The organism is Terriglobia bacterium (assembly GCA_036496425.1).
GTDB lineage: Bacteria > Acidobacteriota > Terriglobia > 20CM-2-55-15 > 20CM-2-55-15 > 20CM-2-55-15.
Window position 1 is genome coordinate 1 of sequence record DASXLG010000086.1, and the last position, 16,876, is coordinate 16,876.

At 56.8% G+C, this 16,876-nt stretch carries 16 protein-coding genes; all 16 read left to right on the forward strand.

Annotated elements, in window-relative coordinates; all coding sequences use genetic code 11:
* On the forward strand, positions 1 to 851 hold an 851-nt coding region (locus tag VGK48_06360; protein ID HEY2380791.1), incomplete at its 5' end, for an O-antigen ligase family protein.
* Entirely contained in the window at positions 848 to 2,098 is a 1,251-nt protein-coding gene (locus VGK48_06365; GenBank protein ID HEY2380792.1) for a DUF5777 family beta-barrel protein, read from the forward strand. The genes VGK48_06360 and VGK48_06365, both read left to right, overlap by 4 nt.
* A 76-nt stretch (positions 2,099 to 2,174) precedes the next feature.
* Positions 2,175 to 2,396, forward strand: coding sequence for an ATP-binding cassette domain-containing protein (locus VGK48_06370; GenBank protein ID HEY2380793.1), 222 nt, complete (start codon positions 2,175 to 2,177; stop codon positions 2,394 to 2,396).
* A gap of 783 nt (positions 2,397 to 3,179) precedes the next feature.
* Complete coding sequence (locus VGK48_06375) at positions 3,180 to 3,425, forward strand: type II toxin-antitoxin system PrlF family antitoxin (protein ID HEY2380794.1); 246 nt, start codon at positions 3,180 to 3,182, stop codon at positions 3,423 to 3,425.
* Positions 3,422 to 3,817 carry a type II toxin-antitoxin system VapC family toxin gene (locus VGK48_06380; protein ID HEY2380795.1) on the forward strand — a complete coding sequence of 132 codons (396 nt, stop codon included), beginning with the start codon at positions 3,422 to 3,424 and terminating at the stop codon, positions 3,815 to 3,817. Before VGK48_06375 ends, VGK48_06380 begins: the two co-directional genes overlap by 4 nt.
* Positions 3,818 to 4,160: 343 nt before the next feature.
* Positions 4,161 to 4,601, forward strand: coding sequence for a helix-turn-helix domain-containing protein (locus VGK48_06385; GenBank protein ID HEY2380796.1), 441 nt, complete (start codon positions 4,161 to 4,163; stop codon positions 4,599 to 4,601).
* Complete coding sequence (locus VGK48_06390; GenBank protein HEY2380797.1) at positions 4,601 to 6,487, forward strand: chloride channel protein; 1,887 nt, start codon at positions 4,601 to 4,603, stop codon at positions 6,485 to 6,487. Before VGK48_06385 ends, VGK48_06390 begins: the two co-directional genes overlap by 1 nt.
* Positions 6,488 to 6,635: 148 nt before the next feature.
* On the forward strand, positions 6,636 to 6,932 hold the full coding sequence (locus VGK48_06395) for a DUF3175 domain-containing protein (protein ID HEY2380798.1): 297 nt from the start codon (positions 6,636 to 6,638) through the stop codon (positions 6,930 to 6,932).
* Positions 6,933 to 7,185: 253 nt separating this feature from the next.
* The gene (locus VGK48_06400; protein ID HEY2380799.1) at positions 7,186 to 8,568 is read left to right on the forward strand and encodes a hypothetical protein; all 1,383 of its coding nucleotides are present in this window, start codon (positions 7,186 to 7,188) and stop codon (positions 8,566 to 8,568) included.
* The gene (locus tag VGK48_06405) at positions 8,565 to 9,974 is read left to right on the forward strand and encodes an Ig domain-containing protein (protein ID HEY2380800.1); all 1,410 of its coding nucleotides are present in this window, start codon (positions 8,565 to 8,567) and stop codon (positions 9,972 to 9,974) included. Before VGK48_06400 ends, VGK48_06405 begins: the two co-directional genes overlap by 4 nt.
* A 24-nt stretch (positions 9,975 to 9,998) precedes the next feature.
* The gene (locus VGK48_06410) at positions 9,999 to 10,700 is read left to right on the forward strand and encodes a class I SAM-dependent methyltransferase (GenBank protein HEY2380801.1); all 702 of its coding nucleotides are present in this window, start codon (positions 9,999 to 10,001) and stop codon (positions 10,698 to 10,700) included.
* Positions 10,697 to 11,758 carry a hypothetical protein gene (locus VGK48_06415; protein ID HEY2380802.1) on the forward strand — a complete coding sequence of 354 codons (1,062 nt, stop codon included), beginning with the start codon at positions 10,697 to 10,699 and terminating at the stop codon, positions 11,756 to 11,758. Before VGK48_06410 ends, VGK48_06415 begins: the two co-directional genes overlap by 4 nt.
* A 249-nt stretch (positions 11,759 to 12,007) precedes the next feature.
* Positions 12,008 to 12,685 (forward strand): response regulator transcription factor, encoded by a 678-nt coding sequence (locus VGK48_06420; GenBank protein ID HEY2380803.1) that lies wholly within the window; start codon positions 12,008 to 12,010, stop codon positions 12,683 to 12,685.
* Positions 12,686 to 12,695: 10 nt separating this feature from the next.
* Positions 12,696 to 14,447 carry a HAMP domain-containing sensor histidine kinase gene (locus VGK48_06425; GenBank protein ID HEY2380804.1) on the forward strand — a complete coding sequence of 584 codons (1,752 nt, stop codon included), beginning with the start codon at positions 12,696 to 12,698 and terminating at the stop codon, positions 14,445 to 14,447.
* Between the two features lie 13 nt (positions 14,448 to 14,460).
* Positions 14,461 to 15,960: a hypothetical protein gene (locus VGK48_06430; GenBank protein ID HEY2380805.1), complete on the forward strand. Its 1,500-nt coding sequence runs from the start codon at positions 14,461 to 14,463 to the stop codon at positions 15,958 to 15,960.
* Positions 15,957 to 16,673 carry a hypothetical protein gene (locus VGK48_06435; GenBank protein HEY2380806.1) on the forward strand — a complete coding sequence of 239 codons (717 nt, stop codon included), beginning with the start codon at positions 15,957 to 15,959 and terminating at the stop codon, positions 16,671 to 16,673. The genes VGK48_06430 and VGK48_06435 overlap by 4 nt, the downstream gene beginning before the upstream one ends.
* The last annotated feature ends 203 nt before the right edge of the window (positions 16,674 to 16,876 follow it).

Genomic DNA, 16,876 nt, shown 5'->3' on the forward strand with positions numbered 1-16,876 from the left:
ACGGGATTCTGCTTCCTTTGAATCCTCTACTGCTGGAAAGGCTTCACAACCCAACCGAGCGGCCACTCGCCGCGCAATACCACACGGACTGGACTTACCTGCAGCAGCAGCCCGGAACGGTCGACAACGTTCAGTTGACTATGCGCAACACCGGAGTAGCGACCTGGCGGTCGGCCGGCTGGCGTCACGTTTCCATCGGCTACCGCTGGTGGGACATGAATACGGAGCGGTTTATTGACACGACGCCGATTGTCACAGCGCTCCCCGGTAATGTCGGCCGCGATGAAACGGTTCAGGTGCAGGCAGCGTTCCTCACACCAGATCAGCCTGGCCGTTACCTGCTCGTTCTGGAGCCCTTCAGCAGTAGTTTTGATTGGTTCAGCAAGACCGGCGTGATTCCGACATTGATCCAGGCTGATATTCGTTCCGATGCGGAGAGGAGCACGGGCCAGGCGGATCTTTCGGCGCTCTACAATCGCGGCCGAAGGCCCGGTTTTATCAACGCAAGCGTTTCCCGGCGGGCGCTGTGGAGCGCGGCGATGAAGATCGTTGCCGCGCATCCGCTTGGAATCGGGCCGGACAATTACCGGCTCGTATACGGACGTTATCTCGGCGCAACGCGCTGGGACACGCATGTCTATTCCAACAATCTTTATCTGGAAATTCTTGCGGGCAGCGGCGTCTTTGGATTAGCGGCCTTTCTGTTCGTCCTGGCCTTTCGAAAATGGGGATACGGCCCCGCTTCGATGGCCACTGGAATGTTTCTCGTTCACGGCATGGTGGACGTGTTCGTGATGGCCACCCCCATTTACTTTGCTTTCTGGATGTTTCTCGGGATGGAGGACAAATGACTCGATGGATTTGTGTAACAGTGTTTCTGTTGTCGTGCAGTCCGGCATTCGCGATGCCGGAATTTTTACAGCTTTATCGAACTGACCCGTTTCGCAATCCCGCCGTCGACGGCTGTATCACCTGCCACATGAGTCCCGAAGGCGGCGATGCGCGAAACACGTTCGGCCAGGCCTTCGAGAGTGGCGGCGAAATGATCACGCCGATGTTGCGCGCTCAATTTCCGGACCGCTTCGTTTATCCCATGTCCAAGGTGAGCGATAGCGTTACGGTTTATTTCTCCGACCCGAACAATCAGCAGATGGTGATGGAAACCGGGGGTGTGAAGTGTCTCATCGACATTACGAAGCGATCCGTTAACGGTGCGGCGGCATCTGCGCCGGCCGCCGCGGCTGCGCTGTCAGCTCCGGCTTCCGCTCCGGCGCCCGCAAAAGAAATTCCAGTGGATACTTACGCGCACGAAGGCGCCTTCTTCGGATCGAACGTCGTCAATCTTCCTGATGGTAAACCTCAGAAGAAGGGTGGATGGGACTTCTGGGTCGGTCACCGGTTCACTACGGATATCAAGGCAGCTGGAGCCAGCGGTCTGCTCGGTTTCGACTTTCCGGCAGTCGTTGCATTCGGCGTCAGGGTCGGCGTTACCGATCAGATCAGCGTCACGGTGCTGCGAACGGCATTCAGCAAGACCATCTCGCTGAGCACCGCGATTCAACTGACCCGCCAGAACGAGGAGATGCCGGTGACGCTGCAATTCAGGGGCGGAGTCGACGGACAGCATAACTTCGGCCTGTACGATCCGACTCCGACGACACCGCGGCAGTACTCACCGTTTCTTCAAATGGTGGGCACCCGGACCTTCAAGGATCGCGTGTCGGTTACCGCGAGCCCGACATTTGCGTTCAATACCAGAAACGAGTCGTTGGGGGATAACCTTCCCGCTCTCGGGTTCGGTTTTAACCACAACAACACGATTTCGCTGGGTCTCGGCGCCGGCGTCCGCGTCCTGCCGACGGTCTCAGTTGTCGGCGAATATATCCCGCGGCTGTGGGGATTCCTCGGAGAAGACCGCGATAAACCCGGAGTCTCGACAAACCGTTCCGGTGTGTCCTTCGGCCTGCAGAAATCCACCTTCCGGCACACCTTCGAACTCGTGGTTTCCCGCCAGTTGCAGATGACCCCCGTGCAGGTTGCCCTTCAGGGCGGCACCCGGTTCATGCTCGGCTTCAACATTTACAGGAAGATTAAATGAGGAGAAATCAGCCACAAAAGGCATAAAGGGAAAGGACCCTTTTGTGCCTCTTGTGGTTGATTCTTCTGGATTGTCATTGGACCTCGAAGTCGCCGAAGGCAGCGTGTTCGGTCTAATCGGACCGAATGGCGCCGGCAAGACGACCACAATCAAGACCTTCATGAACCTGCTCAAGCCCACGTTGGGACAATGCGAGGTGCTTGGCATCCACTCGCGAAAGCTCGATGCCGGATTTCGTATTCGCCGTTTCCCTCTGCCAAAGACGTCACGACAATTGAATGTGTTTCTGCCGCACTGACAGGAAGATCCCGAAACCCCCAAACGGGGCCGATATCTACAGGAAGATCAAGTGAGGCGTTGAAGCAAGGACGAATCACCGTACGGATGTACGGTTCTTTCCCGGTTTTCGGGGGCGGGTTTTCAAAGGCATATATATGTTTTCAAAGGCATATATATAAGGTCGGGGGCTACCCCGCATTGGCGAATGCAAGCCTGCATTTGCCGATGCAAGGCTGCATTGGCGGATGTAAGCCTGCATTCACCAATGTTCTGTTGCATTCCGAAATGCAGCCGTACATGATCGGATTCCGTCCCGCAAACTCACTTTCCAGGGTTTTTCCCCGGTAAGTGTAACAAATGCGGGGCTGCGGCCTCTTATCAGTAGAGGCGCTTATGAAGGCGACAAATGGAGCCACTGCAAGCGTATTCCGGGAGGACGTAATGACAATTCTAGAAACCATCGGGAATGTTTCAAAAGATCAGACCGTCACACTGAATTCCCACGGACACTGCTCCCGGCCGAAAATGTCAGCACTGGAGAACTGCTTCTGCTCGCGTCGCGGGCAGATGGGCCGCGTCATCCTGACCTACGACCGGAATAAGTCTGAAGTGGAGTTCTCAACCCAGGCACCAGCACATCTATGCACGACTCCGGATTCGCAACGAAGCCCTGATGATATTGTTCGATTCAGCGGAGTCCGACCGCAAATAGTCTCGAGTTTGTTCGTAATCCATTTCAAGGGCTCATCCGTGTGAGATTATCGCTTCCTTACATATGGTACCGTGTAAGGAGGAGTTTGCTATGCCGACTGCCACACTGACCAGCAAGGGACAAACCACCATCCCTCGTGAAGTGCGCGAGTTTCTAAAAGTGAAATCCGGCGATAAGCTGGAATTCAAGATTAACGAAAGCGATAAGACCGTCAGTCTTAAAGCGGTGAATATTAACGTGTCCGACCTGAAGGGCCTGCTTAATCGGAGCGGTATGAAACCATATAATCCTGCCGAACGGAAACTCGCTTTTAAAGCGCGAGCCCGCCGCAAGTGAAAGCGCTGGACACCAATATTCTGGCCAGATACCTACGGGACGACGACGTTGTTCAAGCGAAGAGAGCCGCCCATTTTATCCAGCGCGCTGTCAGGCTTGGTGAACCCCTGTATCTCAATCATGTGGTTCTGTGCGAACTCGCATGGATACTCACATCCGTTTATGACCATTCGAAAGAAGAGATCATCAGCATGATGGAGAACATCCTGCTAACGGGACAATTCGAGTTCGAAGATAAGCAGTCCATCGAGTTTGCGCTCGAGGACTATAGAAGGACGAGAGCCGATCTTGCGGACTGCCTGATCGGCCGCAGAAACTCCCAACTTGGCTGCAAAGCCACGCTCACGTTCGACCGTCGCCTCAAAGGCATCGCCGCATTCGAAGTGATCTAGTCGAACCGCATTCCTTGTGCCTGTGGCGCTTCCGCGGTAATCCAGATAGAAGGAGCCCGATGATGAGGAGCGTCGCAGTTCTTGGGGGCAGGTACCATGGGCGCACAGATTGCAGCACACCCTTGCCGCGTGAGCGTCTTCAAACGCAATCCGAGCATTTCAGTTCGCTGAGTGTTTTTAGAATGAGGAGGTCCAGAGTACCCTGGAATGGACTGCCCTCCTGAGGCACAAACATCACAAATGACCCTCACCGTTTGGCCTTTTTAGGTTCCTCATGTGCCTTTTGTGTTCCGTCCCTGTTCCCTTTTCAGAAACACCTCGTAATCCGATATAATAGGCTTTGATGGCATCGGGGAAGCTGAGCGCGGCTGATTATGAGGCACTTGCGGAGTTTCGACACCGGATCCGGCAGTTTTTCCGTTTCAGCGAAGACGCGGCGCGCCGTGCCGGACTCAACCCGCAGCAGCATCAGCTGTTGCTTGCGTTAAAAGGCTTGCCGAAGGCTGTCGAGCCCAATGTCGGCGAAATCGCAGAACGACTGTACATCCGTCATCACAGTGCAGTGGAGTTGATCGAGCGGCTTGTCCGCAAAGGTCTTATCCGGAAGCAGCGCGGCAATGAAGACCGCCGCCACGTTCTTCTGGAAGTGACTGCACGAGGCGAGCGGATGTTGCAAAAGCTGTCGCTGCCCCATCGCGAACAATTGGAATCGATGGCGCCGGGTCTGATCAAGGCGCTGAATAAAGTCATAACCGAAAATATAGAACCTCATGAAAAACGTTAATGGAAAATAAGAGACCTGTTGAATCGTCAGCAACTGTTGAGAAGGGGCTTCCTGTTGCGCCGTCGCTTGATCTCGCTCTCGAATCGGCGCACGTACCGCTTCGTGCCAGTCCGGTCGACCGGCGGGTCGTATTTATCAGTTCATTGGGATTGCTGCTTGGCGTGGCTTCATCCCTCGTTGCGCAAGTCCTGGTGCACATGATTGCGTTGATCACGAACCTGGCCTATTTTCATCGCTGGTCGCTGGAAGCCGTGTCTTTTGTCGGTGTGTCGCTTCCGCTGTGGACGATCGGAGTTCCAGTGATCGGCGGCCTCATCGTGGGTTTGATGGCGCGATATGGATCGAGCGCGATCCGCGGCCACGGGATCCCGGAAGCGATGGAGAAAGTCTTATTGGACGAGAGCCGGATTCCGCCCAGGCTGACGTTTTTGAAGCCGCTGAGCGCGGCAATCGCGATCGGAACCGGTGGACCGTTTGGCGCTGAAGGGCCGATCATCGCGACCGGCGGAGCGCTCGGTTCGTTGGTCGGACAACTGCTTCGTACAACGGCGTCGGAGCGCAAAACATTGTTGGCTTGTGGCGCTGCGGCTGGAATGGCAGCAACTTTCGGTACCCCGGTCAGCGCCGTGCTGCTCGCCGTGGAGTTGTTACTGTTTGAGTTTCGGCCCCGCTCTCTGATCCCTGTGGCCTTGGCATCGTGCAGCGCCGCGGGCGCCCGCATCTTCTTCGATGGCGCCGCTCCGATATTTGCAATGCCGGCGCTGGATCATCCAGCCGGCGCGGCGTTGTGGTTATACATCCTGCTCGGCGCCATCGTGGGCGTGATGGCTGTCGTCGTCACCAAAATGGTTTATTGGGTTGAAGACAGCTTCGAGCATATCCCTGTGCACTGGATGTGGTGGCCTGCGATCGGGGCGATCGCGGTCGGCGTCGTCGGGTATTTTCAACCGCGTACATTGGGTGTCGGGTACTACAACATATCAGGATTTCTCAAAGCAGACATGGCGGTGCAGGCGGTCGCCATACTGTTCATTTTTAAATTCGTGTCCTGGGTGATCTCGCTGGGTTCGGGGACGAGCGGCGGAACGCTGGCTCCGCTCTTCACGATTGGCGGCGGACTGGGCCTGTGCCTGGGCGCTGCGTTTCAGCGTCTCTTTCCATCGGCCGGCGTCGATATGCGGGTCGCCGCGCTGGTCGGAATGGCGGCGATGTTTGCGGGCGCGAGCCGCGCTCTGCTGACATCTGCGGTTTTCGCCTTTGAAACCACGATGCAGCCGCTCGGCTTACTGCCGCTGTTGGGAGGATGCTCCGCCAGTTTCCTGTTCTCCGCTCTGCTGATGCCGACCACGATCATGACCGAGAAAATCGTCCGCCGCGGCATCCGCGTCCCCAGCGAGTATGCTGCGGACGCTCTCGACCAGGTATTTGTGCGTGAAGTGGCGGCAAAGGAACCCGTCAGTATTTTAGCCACCCACACCGTCGAATATGTCCGGCAGTGGATCAGCCGGCACGAGCCGGGTTCGCATCATCAGGGCTATCCCATTATCGATGGGACCGGAACTCTGCTCGGCGTGGTCACTCGCCGCCAATTTCTCGACCCCGCGGTCGATCACAGGGCGCCAATCTCGTCGCTCCTGAGGGGCCCGGCAGTAAGCATTTACGAAAATGCGACCTTGCGCGATGCAGCCGACCAGATGGTCTACCACAACATCGGCCGCCTGCCGGTGCTATCGAACAAAACACACAAGCTGAACGGCATGATCACGCGTAGCGATCTGCTGAAGGCGCATCGCCGCAAGTTGGTCGAGGATAGCGCTGCGAAGCAGACCATTTTCCTGTGGCCGACGAAGCGCCAATACGAAGAGTCGCCGATCGCAATGCCCTAACTTCGTTTGAATCTATTGGAGATTGGATCAGTCGAGGTTTCTGCATTTTTTCAATTGAAGAAATGCAGAAACCTCGACTGATACAATTTCCAATTCTTTCGTTGAGAATTTGGCATCCTTTGTGCGGTTGTAGCGATGAGGAGCCATCATGACGACACGTAAACCCAAGCGCTGGTCGCGCGAGGTGACCGAGCACAGTAACGCTCTGGACCTCGATGCCGGCGTCTTTTCGCAAAAGAGCCCGCGAAGCATCGCGCTCTCTCTGAAACGATCGGCCGAACGCAGCCGGCGGCGCAAAAGCAGTCCCTTCCGATCCGCGATGTCTATGCTCAACTTCTATATCAACCGTGCGGGAAAGAACCTGCCCGAAAACAGCCGTTCACGCCTCGAAAAAGCGAAAGAGGAGTTGCGAAGACTGTTTCAGCGCGAGCGGGAGGCAGCTTAGATGAGATGAGCCTTGCAGGCGTAGTCTATCAAGGTATGATGAATTATCGGGCGAGTATATTCCCATCCTTTCCAAGGAGGCGAATGTGTCCGATTCCCTTCAGACTTTTATGACTGGACTACAGGGCTCAACTTCTGGCTTCTTACGCATTTCCGTTCTTTGTCTGATTCTTCCGGTTTTGGTTCTCAGTCAGTCTTTAACCCAGCCGTGGTTGAATTATTCCCATAATCCGCAGCACACGGCCTTATCCGCCGTGCAATCTCAGGCACTCAATCGCATCAAGTGGCAGACGCTGGTCGATCTGGCTCCCCGATATTCCGGCAACGAGCTTTTGATTCATTACGGATCGCCGCTCGTTACAGCCGGCAATTCAGTCATCGTCCCCGTCAAAACGGGTGCGGTGGACGGCTTTCGGGTCGATGTAAGAAATGGCGCGGACGGCTCGTTGAAGTACTCGCTCAGTACGGATTATTCGTTGCCGCCGCACAACTGGACGCCGAGCTTTGGCCCGGTGTTGACTGTCCGAAACCGTCTGTATTGGGCCGGGGCCGGAGGCACCGTTTATTACCGTGACCAGCCCGATTCCACGACAGGGCCTTCGGGACAGATCGCGTTCTACGGGAACGCGACTTATGCCTCCGGCAGTGCCGTGTTTAACAACAATGTGCGAATCTCGACTCCGTTGATCGCCGACCGGTACGGAAGCGTTTTCTTCGGCTACGTCGTCCTTGGATCCAATCCCGCGAATCTGAGCAGCGGGATCGCCAGGATCGATTACACCGGCGCCGGATCATTCGTTACCGCAGTCGCTGCGGCGGGCGGCGACAACGCGATCACGGAAGTGGCCATGAATTGCGCGCCCACGCTGAGTAATGACCAGCGCACGCTGTATTTCGCCGTCTCCAGCGGATCGGCAGGGTACCTGGCTGCGGTGAGCGCCACCACGCTCGCGCCTGCCGGCCATGTCCGGTTGCGCGACCCGCGCACCGGAAGCGACGCGCAGATTTCGGATGACGGTACTGCAACGCCGATGGTCGGTCCGGATAACGATGTGTTTTACGGGGTGCTCGAGAATCCGCTCGGAACCCATAATTATCGAGGGTGGCTGCTCCATTTCGACAGTACTCTGACCCAGATCAAGACTCCCGGCTCATTCGGTTGGGACGACACCCCCTCTGTGGTTCCATCGAAGCTGGTTCCTTCGTACCAGGGTTCGTCGCTTTACCTCGTTCTAACCAAGTACAACAACTATGCGGGCGTTGGAGGCGACGGCGTAAACCGGGTCGCGATACTCGACCCCGATGCCGGCCAGAGCGATTCGATCTCCGGAATAACGGTCATGAAAGAAGTGATTACCGTTGCCGGACCCACGCCTGACCTGGAGGATCGTCCATCCTTCCCGAATGCCGTGAAAGAGTGGTGTATCAACTCCGCCGCTGTCGATCCGTTTTCGAAGTCGGCTCTCGTCAACAATGAAGACGGAGTCCTCTACCGTTGGGACTTCACGGCGAACGCTCTGACTCAGTCGATTGTCCTGACACCCGGTCTCGGCGAGGCCTACACTCCAACGCTGATTGGTGTGGACGGTACCGTTTACGCGATCAATAACGCCACGCTCTTCGCGGTGGGTCAATGAGACTGTTGCGGCCGGCTCTTATGATCGCTGCCCTGATAACTGCAGTCCCTTGTTTGGCGGCTCCCGCATTGAGCTTCACGCCCGGTTCTTCAACATACAATGCTTCGCCGGGCAGTGTCGTGGATCTCAGCGCGGTATTGCAGAACATCGGCGATGCGCCTTTATATGTAAACGGTATCTCGATTATTTTTAACGGGCCGGCCGGTTCCTATTTCAGCAGCAATCCTTTCTTTAGTTTTTTCGACAACATTCCTGGAGTCTTTACGACAACGGATCCCGCTTTTACCGGCAACCTTGCCGAACTTATCGTCAACCCGGCCGTCCCTTCCGGCACTTATACGGTGAGTGTTGAACTGATCGGCGGTGGGAGTCCGTTGCTGACCGATGCGGCCGGCAACGGAGTCGGGACGCAAACATTCACGATCGTGGTGGGGCCGTCATCGTCCGGCGGCCCGCCGGCGATCACAACATCCAGCCCGCTGCCGCCGGGATCCGTCGGGGTCGCATACTCCGAGTCTTTATCGGCCACCGGCGGCACCGGTTCCTACTCAAATTGGATGGTCACTGCGGGAAGCCTGCCGGCGGGCCTTTCATTGAGTCCGGCGAGCGGAGTCATCAGCGGAATACCCCTCACCATCAGTGGCGCATTCAACTTTATGGTGAGCGTTCGTGATACCGCTGGAAATACGGGTTCAGCCACTCTTCAGTTGGCGATTCAACCTGCCGCCTCGGCCGCTTCACCGGCTCCAATCGGCGGGTTTGCGCAGATTGCCTCCGGCGCCGGCTGGCAAACGACAATGACACTGATAAACCTCTCGGCCGCTACGGTGAACGGTCAGGTAACGTTTTACGGGGCCGCGGGCAGCGCGATGACATTGCCGCTCATGTTTCCGCAGTTCGGCCTGAGCTTGTCGGCATCCTCGCAGACTTTCACGTTGAGCCCTGGTGCATCGTTGGTCATCCAAAGTGGAGGAGGATCAGCTCTGAGCGTGGGCTGGGCCAACGTTCAGGCAACCGGAGCGCTGACGGGTTACTCGATATTCGATTTCAACTTGCCGGGAGGGGATTCGGAAGGAACCGTCCCGTTCGACAACTCGATATCGTCCACTCTTTTGCTGCCGTATGACAATACCAACGGCTACCGGACGGGCGTGGCTCTGGCCAATGAAACCCAATCTTCCGCATCCATTACGGCATCGGTGCTGGATCAGAATGGAGTTCGGCTGGCTTCTTCGCAAATCAGCCTGCCGGCATTTGCTCATATGTCGTTATTTGTCGACCAGTTGTTTTCTGTGTCGGCCAATGGTCTCGGTGTCGTGCAGTTCCAGAGTACGGAAGCGATTACCGCCATCGGACTGCGTTTCAGCCCGTCGGGCTCATTCACTTCCATACCGACAGTACGCTGAGCGGGATTGTTGTATTCTCCAACCATGAAGTGGACCCGCCGCGTATCGCCGGTCGAAGGCTACGACCGGTGGGCGGCTACATATGACGCTCAAGCTGAAAATGTCGTCTTTGTGCTCGAAGCAGCGTTGTTTACCGAGTTGGTCTCCCGCATTGAAATCGAAGGGAAAACCCTTGTCGACGTCGGATGCGGGACCGGGCGCCACTGGAAGGAGATTCTTTCGCGGTATCCCGCCAGGCTTATCGGCGTGGATCCCTCGCACGGGATGCTCGAAAGGCTGAAGGCGTCCCATCCCGATGCGCACCTGCTTAGCTCGCCGGGAGACCGCATCGCCGGGATTGAAGATGCATCGTGTGATGTCATCCTTTCTACGTTGGCGCTTGCGCACATACCTTCAGTGGCGCACGCGATGCGTGAATGGTCGCGCATCCTTCGCGCTGGAGGCGCCATTCTCCTCACCGACTTCCATCCGGATGCGATTCAGGCCGGAATGAAACGAACGTTTACGAGCGGAGGCGAAACCCTTGAAATCGAACACCACTCCACCAGTCTCGAGCGTCTGCAGGAAATCGCCCTGGACGAGAGGTTAACCCCGCTCTTCGTGGATGAGCGTGTGATCGATGAATCCGTCAGGCCGTTTTTCGAGCGCGCGCAGTACCTGGAAGCGTACGACAGGAACAAGAACGTAGCGCTGGTATTTGGGATGCATCTCTTAAAGACCCCATGATTTTGCGCAATGTGGAAACGCTGGGAAGACCGGGCCTCCGAGATCTAGTGATTCCCGGCGGCAATTCCACGATCGATCTGCAGCCCGCGCTGGCCTTTCCCGGTCTTATCAATTCGCACGATCATCTGGAGTTCAACTGCTATCAACAACTGGGCTCCGGACACTATCGGGACTACGTGGAATGGGGCAATGCGATTCATCGCGGCTCCGCAAAGGAGATTTCGCAGGTCGAGGCCGTTCCTCGCGCTTTACGCATTCGCGCTGGAATTTTGAAGAACCTGATTTGCGGAGTCACTGCGGTTGCCCACCACGGTACTGATGCGCAATGCGGTTCTTCGTCTATTCATGTCATTGGCGGGACGCGAAGCATTCATTCGCCTCGCCTCGGAAAATTGAGCGCCATGCTGATTCCCGCTGGCGGCGCCGTCGTTGCGCATGTGGGAGAAGGCATCGGGAAGGAAGCCGAAAGGGAAATCGACCGTTTCCTGCGATGGAATCTGTGGCGGAAGAGATTGGTCGGAGTGCACGGAATTGCCATGCGTCCCGATCAGGCCCGCCGTTTTACTGCAGTCGTCTGGTGCCCGGTTTCAAATGAATTTCTTTTTGGCGCGACCGCGCCGATCGCGCGCTTGAAGGACAAGACGGTCATCCTCTTTGGAACCGATTCGACACTGACCGCTCCATGGAACATCTGGGATCATGTGCGCCGTGCCCGCGCTCTCGGTATGCTCACGGACGAGGAACTGATCGCTGCGCTGACAGCAAGCGCCGAGCGCGTCTGGAACCTGCCTGAACGCGCGGATATTGTCGTCGCGCGCAAGAAGCGGGACGATCAACTCGAGGCTTTTTTTGCGATTGAGCCGGAGGATATTCTGCTCGTTTCCCGAGGCGGCGCTGTCGTACTCATGGACGCCGCTTTGCGCAGCCACGGGGGTGTTGACGTAAAACTCTTTCCAGGCCGCGTGAATGGCGTTGAGAAATGTACCGTCGAGGATTTTTCCGGCCTTGCCGCGGCGCTTCGCTCCCAGCTGCCTTCCATTCCGATTCCGTTCGGCTGATGCAGTGCCGCTATGTATGCGGAAGTATCCCCGTTGCGGAATGATGCAGGGGCCGTCCGCGGCGAAGGCTGACGCTGCAATCAGCATGGTCACCAAAATCAGAACTAAGCGTCTCATAATATAAATATAGATTGCCTGTTGAAGGCCATTGTGACGGGAAATCTCCCCGGAGCAATGACTTTGTCTCTAATTTGTCTTCTCCTTTCTCGTTTGCTCGTGTCCGCGCTTTTGATACTTTGAGTGGACGTTGTGAAAAAGATTCTGGTTGTTGAAGACGATCGAACCGTTCAGCGAACCTTGAAGCGTATCTTCGAGTCCGAGGACTATGTCGTCGAAGTTACGAATGACGGGAAGGCCGGCCTGGACGCTTTCCGCTCGTCGCCTCCCTCCGCAGTAGTGCTGGATCTCCGTTTGCCGGGGATGGCGGGAAACGACGTTTGCCGGGAAATCAAGAAACAGGCGCCTTCACTTCCTGTCATTGTCCTCAGCGCCAAGGCCGACGTCACGGACAAAGTGCTCCTGCTGGAACTGGGTGCCGACGATTATGTGACCAAGCCTTTCAGTCCGCGGGAACTTGTCGCGCGCGTGCGGGCGGCCGTGCGCCGGACGAGCCGGACAGACGCGCCTGAGGTGTTTGCGTTCGCGGACGTTGCGGTGGACTTCGCAAAAATGGAAGTGACGCGGGGCGGAGAACTGCTGTCACTGACCACGCAGGAATTCAAGCTCTTGAGACACTTCACGCAGAATCCATCGCGCGTGATGTCTCGTTCGGAACTTTTGAATGAAGTGTGGGGGTATCAGGATTACCCTTCCACGAGGACGGTGGATAACCACGTCTGGAAACTGCGGCTGAAGCTTGAAAGCGATCCGGCGAACCCTGTACATTTCCAGACCATCCACGGGGCCGGCTACAAGTTCGTCCCCTAGAAGCGGCATCGTGTTCAATCTTCGGCTGCGCACCAAATTTTTACTGACGCTGCTGTTGGTGTCCTTCGGCGTCACCTCTGCCACATTGTGGATGGTCGGCAGGAGCGTTCGACTGCAGCTGCGGAAAGAAATCGCCGAGGACCTCAGGAATTCCGTCGTTGTCTTCCGTGATTTTCAGCGGCAGAGGGAAATCGGTCTTTCGAGCTCTGCGGAACTGGTGGCGAATCTTCCGAATCTTAAAGCGCTGATGACGACGCGGGATGCGGCAACGATTCAGGATGCCTCCGCGGACATCTGGCGTCTGGCGCCCAGCGACGTATTTGTTCTCGCGGATCCGACCGGCGAAGTCATGGCCATTCACACGAGCACTCCGGGACTGACCAGGGGAGCTGCGCAGGACCTTCTCAAGAGTTCTCTCGCTTCCGACCAGCCGAGCTTCTGGTGGTATGGAGGCGGACACCTGTATCAGGTTCTGCTGCGGCCTATCTATTTCGGAGCGCCGAAAACCGGAAGCGTGCTGGGTGTGCTGGCCATCGGTGGTGAGATTTCGGAAGCGCTGGCTACCGAAGTCAGCCACATTGCGTCGAGCCAGGTAGCCTTCTTCTACGGCAATGAGTTGATCGCAAGCACGGTTCAGCCCGAGATGGAACCGCATCTGGCAAGTGTGCCGGCCGTCTCTTCCGAAAATATGGCTGCGCCCGCCGAAGTCCGGCTGGGTGATGAAACGTTTCTCGCGGCCACGGTGGAAGTTCCTCCCACGGTCGCGCCCTTCGTCCGCTTGAGCGTTCTCAAGTCCTACGACAGGGCTGCGGGCTTTCTGGACAGCCTCAACCGGCGGCTTCTCGTGATAGGTCTGGTTGCGATATTAATCGGTACGGCAGTGGTATTCTTCGTTTCATACACGTTCACGCGGCCGCTGGCTGATCTTGTGTCGGGCGTGCAGGCTCTCGGCACCGGTGACTTCGCATATCCCCTGATCAGGCAGAGAGGCGATGAGATCGCCGAATTGACGGCTGCGTTCGGACGGATGCGCGTCAGCCTCCAGCAATCCCAGCAGAAACTGATCGCTTCGGAGCGCCTTGCGACGATCGGCCGCACGGCGAGTTCTATTTCCCACGACTTGCGGCATCCTCTGACCGCTGTCGTCGCAAACGCAGAATTTCTATGCGATGAACATCTGGATGCCGGCGAGCGTGAAGAACTCTACCGGGAAATTCGAACCGCAGTCGATCAGCTGACGGATCTTGTCGATTCGCTGCTGGAATTTTCCCGGGCAAGGGAATCCCTGCGGAGAGTGTTCGGCAGGGTTGTGGATTCCGCGGACCGGGCGCGCCAGACCGTGCAGGCACACCCGGAATTCCATGAGATGAATATCCGTGTGGTGTCCGAAGGTCGCTGTGAAACATGGTTTGATCAAAGGAAAGTGGAGCGGGCGCTGACGAACATGATCCGTAATGCCTGCGAGTTCGTGCCGCCGGATTGCGGTCTGGTCGAAGTGCGTCTTCGTGAAGAGCGGGACACGATTGCAATCCGTGTCATCGACAACGGGCCGGGGGTTGCGGAACCCATCCGGCAAAAGCTGTTTCAGCCGTTTGTCAGCTACGGAAAACAAAATGGAGTTGGGTTGGGGCTTGCCATCGGGCAGAAGATTTTCCAGGATCATGGCGGCGACGCCAGCCTCGAAAGCACCGAACCTGGAAAAACGGTATTCAAGTTGACGCTTCCAATCCTCGTTTCCGGGGATGGAATTCTGTCCGACTGATTGGAGGACTGACGTGCTGGTTAGATCATTTTTAAATTGGAGGTGGAAAGTTCTGGCTGCCGGGATGGTGTTCGTTGCGACATCATTTCCGGTTCTTGCACAGGAGACGCTGCAGGACAGTATTCAAAGTCTTCAGAAGCAGACGAGCGAATTGAAAGCGATGCTCGAGGAAATGAAGGCGGAAATGGTTCGCTCACATACGGAAACGATGGCGCTGCGCCAGGAGCTGGAAGCGACGCGGGAGCAGCTTGCAGCCGTGGTACCGGTCCCGCAGGCCGGCGAATCTCCAGCCGTTCAGAGACTCGAGGAAGACCAGCAGCTCTTGAGCGCAAAGGTGGATGACCAATATCAGACGAAAGTCGAAAGCGCGTCGAAGTATCGTGTGCGTCTTTCCGGAACCGTTCTGATGAACCTGTTCAGCAACAACGGCTTTGTCGACAATATCGACTTCCCGAGTTTTGTCGGCCAATACGGCACGCAATATTCACGAGGCAGCTTCGGCGGCACTTTAAGGCAGTCTCAAATCGGCCTTGAAGCATTCGGACCGCAGATCAAAGGTGCCAGGGTCAGTGCCGACGTTCAATTCGATTTCGCCGGTGGATTTCCGTCCACGCCCGACGGTACGACGTTGGGCTTACCCAGGCTTCGCACCGGCGCGGTCCGTTTGACCTGGCCGCGCACGACAATTGTGGCGGGCCAGGATGCCCCATTCTTCTCACCGCGCTCACCAACCTCGGTGGCGACGCTCGCCCTTCCCGAATTTGCATACAGCGGCAATCTCTGGACCTGGATACCGCAGGCGCGCTTAGAGCGCCGCCTGGATCTCAGCGAAAGCTCCAGCGTGCTGCTTCAAGGTGGGATTCTCGACCCGCTGACCGGAGAACTTCCGAGTTCTCAATTTTTGCGCACGGCGGGTGCTGGCGAAGCTTCGAGGCAGCCCGCTTATGCGGCTCGTACAGCATGGAGCCGCAAGGCGTTCGGTCAGACACTCACCGCTGGAATCGGAGGATATTACAGCCGTCAGGCATGGGGACCTTACCGGAATGTCGACGCCTGGGCCGGAACAGCCGACTGGACCGTGCCTTTGAGCAACCGCTGGGAGCTTTCCGGCGAGTCTTATCGTGGCCGGGCCATCGGTGGACTTGGTGGCGGGTTCGGCCACAGTGTGGGCTATAGCGGCCCGGTTTCCAGCCTATCAACACAAATCGGTGGCCTCAATTCGGCAGGGGGCTGGGCGCAGGCGAAGTTTCGGCAGACGGAGAGGCTGGAATGGAACGGAGGATTTGGCCAGGACACCATTCTTGCCGGCGACCTGCGCCGCTTTCCGGTCGTTCAGCAGGGTTACATCGACCCAACTGTCGCGAGAAATCAGGCCGCTTTTATAAACCTTATTTACCGGCCACGGTCTGACTTTCTGTTCTCCGTGGAGTATCGCCATCTGCGGACCTTTGGGATCAGTGGCAACTCGGCAGGCGCGGATCATATTAACGTCGGTATGGGAGTCTTGTTTTGAAACGCTGGATACCTTGCGCATTTTTCGCGGTTGTCTACCTGGTCGTCGCGATCTGTGCCGTCGCGCTTGACGAGGTCAAGGTGACCGGTAAGATCGAATTCTCCAATACGGCCAGGCCGGATATCTCCGGTGTCGTCGTTTGGCTGGACCCTGTTGGCACTTCACCCGAAGCAAAAGCGGCCGTGCGTTCTCAGCATCAGCAGTTGCTGCAAAAGAACAAGACGTTTCTCCCTCACCTGCTTGTCGTCCAGGTTGGAGCTCCGGTGGATTTTCCAAACCAGGATCCGTTCTTTCACAATGTTTTTTCGCTGTTCGACGGCAAGCGTTTCGACCTCGGACTTTACGAGGCCGGAGCGACGCGGAGCGTTGTTTTCAACAAGCCCGGCGTCAGTTACATTTTCTGCAACATCCATCCGGAGATGAGCGCTGTGGTCATCGCGCTCAAAACGCCTTATTACGCAATTTCAGCCCGAAACGGAACTATCGAGATCCCGAATGTCCCGCCGGGGAAGTACGAATTGCATGTGTGGAATGAACGCGTATTGCCGGAAACCCTGAATAGTCTCACTCGGATAGTGACGATCGCCGGCACGTCGAGTTCACTCGGAACGATCCGGCTGGCCGAACAGCGCAGCCTGTTGCAAGGTCACAAAAACAAGTACGGCAAGGACTATGATCCTCTGCCTGACGGCACGGCCTATCCGAAACCGTGATGTTTAGCCCGCAGATGACGCGGATGACGCAGATGGAACGCAAAACGGTCTGTTAATACGTTCCATCTGCGTCATCCGGTGCGCCAGGCGAAGCCTGGCTTATCTCGTAAGCTGAAAGGAGCTTACCCTTGAAGTGATCCGTTCAACAAGGTAGCCGAGCAAGCGTGGGCGCGGAGTAATCCGCGCGGGCGAAGCCTTGCAAG